This window comes from Streptomyces pseudovenezuelae (assembly GCF_029892565.1).
Classification (GTDB): domain Bacteria; phylum Actinomycetota; class Actinomycetes; order Streptomycetales; family Streptomycetaceae; genus Streptomyces; species Streptomyces pseudovenezuelae_A.
On sequence record NZ_JARXVH010000062.1, the window covers coordinates 1 to 3,660 of the forward strand.

A 3,660-nucleotide genomic window follows, 5' to 3' on the forward strand; every position below is an offset into this window, starting at 1 on the left:
GCGGTCTGGGGTCTCATCGGAGGCGGCCGTCAGGGTGTCTATTCCGAGCATGGTCCCGGCGGTCTCCTCAACGTGGGCCACCGCCTACCACAGGATGGGCGGCGCCCGCATGCCCCTGAGGAAGCGGGGAACCGTGCTAGGTGTCGCAACGCCGCGGAGGGGCCCCAGCCGCCGGGCCACCAAGCCAATGACCTCGGCCACGCGGTCGACGAGGAAGAAGTGGCCGCCCCGGAAGATTTCTGTCTCACTCGCCCCGGTGGTGTGCCCCGCCCAGGCCTCGACCTCATCAAGGGAGACCCGGGGGCTCTGTCTCCGGTGAGCATGGTCACCGGGCAGTTGAGGCGCCGGCCGGGCTCGTGTCGGTATCGTTCGATGGCGGTGTAGTCGCTGCGGATGGCCGGCAGGATCATCGCCAGCACCTCCGGGTCGCCGCGCAGCATCTCGTTGGTGCCGCTGAGCGTCCTGATCTCAGCCACGAGTTCAGCGTCGCTCGCCGTATGCACCCGCTCGTCGCCATAGCGAGAGAGGGCCCGCCGACCGGACGCGAACAGCCGTACCGGCGTGGTCAGTCCGGCGTCCTGTATGCGCAGCGCCACCTCGTACCCGAGGACGGTGCCCATGCTGTGGCCGAACAGGGCCAGGGGCTTGTCGTCCAGGTGCTGCAGCGCGGCAAAGATCTGGTCCGCGAACTCGGGTATGTTGTCGATCCTCAGCTCGTGGAGCCGGGTCTGGCGGCCTGGGTACTGGAAGGCCAACACCTCCACCGATGGGTGCAGTGCCCGGATTACCGGGAAGAAGAAGCTTGCAGAGCCGCCTGCGTACGGCAGGCAGGCCTCACGGTGCTCTGCGGCGCGGGCTGCGCGACACTCATCCCATTTCTCGAAGTGCGCCGTTGCTTGAGGCATGCCGGACGAGCTCCTCGTGGTTGGTGAGGGCGTGCCGGAAGCATAGGTTCGTGCGGGCAGCGACGCGTATCCCCAGATCTGATAGTCCAGGCCTTCGAACGGCCCGAACACCGGGACGGATGGTTAGTCTTGCGCCCTTCCCAGTACCGCAGTTATGCCTGCGCCAGCCACCCGTGATGAGGGGTTTCCCGTGCCCGAGACGTCACCGTACAAGCCGCCCGCCAGCGCGAGCTCTGAGATGGACGCGGACGTGATCGTTGTCGGCAGCGGGCCAGTCGGGGCCGCTCTCGGGGTCCTGCTGGCCCAGCGCGGCCGACGGACCACGGTCCTGGAACGGCGCCGACGCCCCTACACCCTGCCCCGGGCGACCAGCTTCGATGGCGAGACGGCCCGGCTTCTCGCCGGCTGCGGGTTAGGCCCGGACCTCAGCCGGATCACGGAGCTCGCCACCGGTTACCAGTGGCGCTCCGCCGACGGTGAGATCCTCCTCGACATCGTCTTTCGCACAGAGGGCCCGTACGGGTGGCCGGACGCCAGTACCATGCACCAGCCCGCCCTTGAGGAACTGCTAGCCGCGCGGGCGGCCGAGCTGCCCGGGGTTACGGTGGTGCGGGGCCGCCAGGTCGTGGGAGTCGAGGAGCGAGACGACCGGGTCGTGGTGACGGCCGAGGACGAGGACGGCGCAGCCCAGACGTACACCGCGCGGTGGGTGGTGGGCTGCGACGGCGCCAACAGCTTCGTCCGGGATCACCTGGACGTACCGGTTACCGACCTCGGCTTTTCCTACGAGTGGCTGCTGTGCGACGTACAGCTGCGCGAGCCGGGCCGGTTTGTCCCGACGAACGTCCAGATCTGTGACCCGGCCAGGCCGACCACCCTGGTCGGCAGCGGTCCGGGGCATCGGCGCTGGGAGTTTATGCGGCTGCCCGGCGAGCGGGCTGCGGACCTGAACCGGGAGGAGACTGCCTGGCGGCTCCTCGCCCCCTATGGGGTGACTCCCGATACCGCGACGCTGCTGCGCAGCACCACTTACATCTTCCAGGCCCGCTGGGCCGAACAGTGGCGGGTGGGCCGGGTACTGCTGGCCGGGGATGCGGCCCATCTGATGCCGCCGTTCGCTGGGCAGGGCATGTGCTCGGGCATCCGCGACGTCGTCAATCTGGCGTGGAAGCTGGACCTGGTGCTTGAGGGCCTCGCTCCAGAGTCGCTTCTCGACACCTACATGGAGGAACGCCGCGCGCAGGTACGCGAGTCGGTTCAGTCCTCGGTCCAGCTGGGCCGGGTGATCTGCGTGACGGACCCCGTGGCTGCGGCCGAACGTGATGCCACGATCCTGGCGGGCCACCGTGGCCGCGGTCCGGCGGTCCCGGACCTGTCGTTGCTTCTCACGGAGGGGCTCCTTCAACGCGGTGCGGACGGCTCGCCTGTGTCCCCGGCCGGCGAGGTGGTCCCTCAGGGCCAGGTACGCGGCCTTAGGGACACTGGCCTGTTCGACGACGTGGTTGGCCGCGGCTTCGTCCTGCTGCTGGCAGAGGGCGCGGACGGCCGCCTCAACGCGGAGCAGTCGGCGTTCCTGACGGACCTGGACACGCACGTGGTGGCGCTGCTTCCCGAGGACGGGACGCCGCAGAACATGTCGGTGGCCGATGTGAGTGGCGTCTACCGCGCTTTCCTGGCTCGCCACGGTGCCGACGCAGTATTGGTCCGCCCGGACTACCACGTGTATGGGGCGGCCTCGGGTTTGGGGGCGGCAGCGGTCCTGGTGGACGACCTGCGGGCCCGCATGGGTGTTGGCGTTCCGGCGGGGGCGAGGGCAGGGTCCCGGCGTTCTCGCGATTCGTCCGTTTCATCCTCTGGCTGCACGCCAGTCGCTTCCACCTTGACGTGGTCTTCTGCCGGAGCCGCAGATAGGCGTTGAGAGAACGAACTGGACATTTTGCGAGAACGCCGGGGCCCTGGGGGCGAGGGGATAGTAACTCGCGGATGTCGGCTTCGAGGGCCTGGATTTTCTTGTGTGCCGCGGCGGATCATCTGGGGGGCGAGGTAGCCGAACCACCGCTCGACCTGGTTGATCCAGGAGGAGCCGGTCGGGGTGAAGTGCAGTTCGAACCGCGGGTGTTTCGCCAGCCAGGCTTTGATCGCAGGGGTTTTGTGGGTGCCGTAGTTGTCGACGATCAGGTGGATCTGCAGGTGGGCGGGCACCTGCTTGTCGATCCGGATCAGGAACTTCTTGAACTCCGCGGCCCGGTGCCGGCGGTGCAAGGCCGTGATGACTTCGCCGGTGGCGACGTCGAACGCGGCGAACAAGGTGGTCAGACCGTTGCGGACGTAGTCCTGGGTGCGCCGCTCCGGCATGCCCGGCATGCCCGGCATTATCGGCAGCACCGGCTGGGACCGGTCCAGCGCCTGGGTGAGTCGGCGGCGGGAATTTCACCCGCCGCCGCTCTCAGAGTGAAGTAGGCCGCCGACGAGGTGCCCGTGGTTCGGGTCCTTTTCCGACGGCCCCTTCCCGAACGGTACGGGCCAGTTTCCCGGCATACCGCTCTCCAGTGATCATTTCCGGGTAGTGGCTGTTCCCCGTCCCGCGTGGATTTCCTGATGACATTGCTCGCAGACCACGAGGGTCTTGCGTTTACGCATGGCCATCAGACGTACCCATTGCGGCTGCGCTGAACCTTCCCCTTGATCGTGGACACCTGGAGACTGGGATCTGAGGTTCCAGAGGAAGTAGCACCAGGTGGGAAGCAAGTACACG

Annotated in this window: 3 protein-coding genes and 1 pseudogene; 1 reads left to right on the forward strand and 3 read right to left on the reverse strand. The window is 67.8% G+C overall.

Annotation, left to right across the window (positions count from 1 at the left end):
* Positions 1-38: 38 nt before the first annotated feature.
* On the reverse strand, positions 39-905 hold the full coding sequence (locus M2283_RS51390; protein ID WP_280883549.1) for a thioesterase II family protein: 867 nt from the start codon (positions 903-905) through the stop codon (positions 39-41).
* 190 nt (positions 906-1,095) lie between these two features.
* Here M2283_RS51390 and M2283_RS51395 point away from each other — a divergent pair, with 190 nt between their 5' ends.
* Positions 1,096-2,823 (forward strand): bifunctional 3-(3-hydroxy-phenyl)propionate/3-hydroxycinnamic acid hydroxylase, encoded by a 1,728-nt coding sequence (locus tag M2283_RS51395; RefSeq protein ID WP_348538998.1) that lies wholly within the window; start codon positions 1,096-1,098, stop codon positions 2,821-2,823.
* 31 nt (positions 2,824-2,854) lie between these two features.
* On the opposite strand, the pseudogene M2283_RS51400 reads toward M2283_RS51395, so the two are convergent.
* Positions 2,855-3,314 (reverse strand): annotated as a pseudogene (locus M2283_RS51400) (IS630 family transposase); the annotation flags it as partial.
* A gap of 144 nt (positions 3,315-3,458) precedes the next feature.
* A complete protein-coding gene (locus M2283_RS51875) occupies positions 3,459-3,659 on the reverse strand; it encodes a hypothetical protein (RefSeq protein ID WP_348538999.1) in 201 nt (66 codons plus the stop codon).
* Between the last annotated feature and the right edge of the window lies 1 nt (position 3,660).

What these genes read in the sequence shown, in the direction of transcription:
- M2283_RS51390 (WP_280883549.1), bottom strand. Translation starts at nt 905, where the DNA reads ATGCCTCAAGCAACGGCGCACTTCGAGAAATGGGATGAGTGTCGCGCA.